This window comes from Nonomuraea sp. NPDC001684 (assembly GCF_053596515.1).
Map to the genome: position 1 here is coordinate 1 of NZ_JBSFGJ010000926.1, position 1,002 is coordinate 1,002.

The 1,002-nt window shown below is 73.3% G+C and carries 1 protein-coding gene; it reads right to left on the reverse strand.

Going from position 1 to position 1,002, the window contains the following annotated elements; all coding sequences use genetic code 11:
• A partial coding sequence (locus ACWCSD_RS53140; RefSeq protein WP_449927703.1) for a hypothetical protein occupies positions 1-1,002 on the reverse strand: 1,002 nt, incomplete at both ends.

Below are 1,002 nucleotides of genomic sequence, written 5' to 3' on the forward strand. Positions count from 1 at the left end.
CCCAGTCCCGGGCCGTCGTGAGCCCGGCGTCGTTGGTGTGGGTGTCGTAGGTCTCGGGCACCACGCCGTCGAAGAGGTCGGCGACGGTGGCGAGGCAGACGCCGTGGGAGGTCGGCGTCCCGTCGGCTGCGCGCAGGTAGCGGCCGGCGTCGGCGGCGGACGCCGAGGCGGGCGCCTGCCAGGCGTACCAGAGCAGCTTGAAGCCGTCCGGCCGCTGCGCGAGGCCGCGCGTGATCGCCCAGTGCAGCAGTCCCGGGTACACCAGGGCGGCCGCCGCGGGGCTGGTCGAGTAGCCGATCTCGGTCTGCCAGATCGGCAGCGACGTCCCCAGCGCGGCGACGCACGCGACCCGCAGCGACTCCAGGTCGGACGGCTTGTAGTAGTGCACGTCGAACACGTCGATGCTGGACCAGGCGCTCGTCTCGGTCAGCAGGGCGGTGAAGCGGGCGATCGCCGCCACCGAGGGCCAGCCGCCGTAGACGACCTTGCCGCCGTGGCCGCGGATCACCGCCGACGCGGGCTTGTGGATCTGGTCGACGTACTCGTACGGGCTGCCGTACCAGAACCCCGCCGACCAGTACGCCTCGTTCCACACCTGGAAGTACTCGACCCCGTAGGTGCCGCGCAGGATCCCCACGACGTGGTCGACGAACGCGCTCCACCTCGCCGGGTCCGCCGGCGGCGTCCTGTCCTTGGGCAGCACGACGACCTCGTCCTGGAGGACTTCGCCGGTGCTGATCCGGGTCCTGGTCACCCGGCGCGACCAGCCCGAGCCGGTGTTCGCCTGGGCGGCGCCGACCTCGTACCGCACGTCCCAGTGCGTCCAGCCGTACGCCGTCGTCCGGGCGGCCCAGGGGGCGGAGTAGGCCAGGACCGGGAGCAGGGTGACGCCGTTCAGCGCGGCGGCGGCGAACCGGGCGCCGAAGGCGTGGACGGCGGTGTCGTCGTACGTCCCCTGGGCCGGTTCGACGGCGGCCCAGAGGACGTCGGCGCGATCCCACG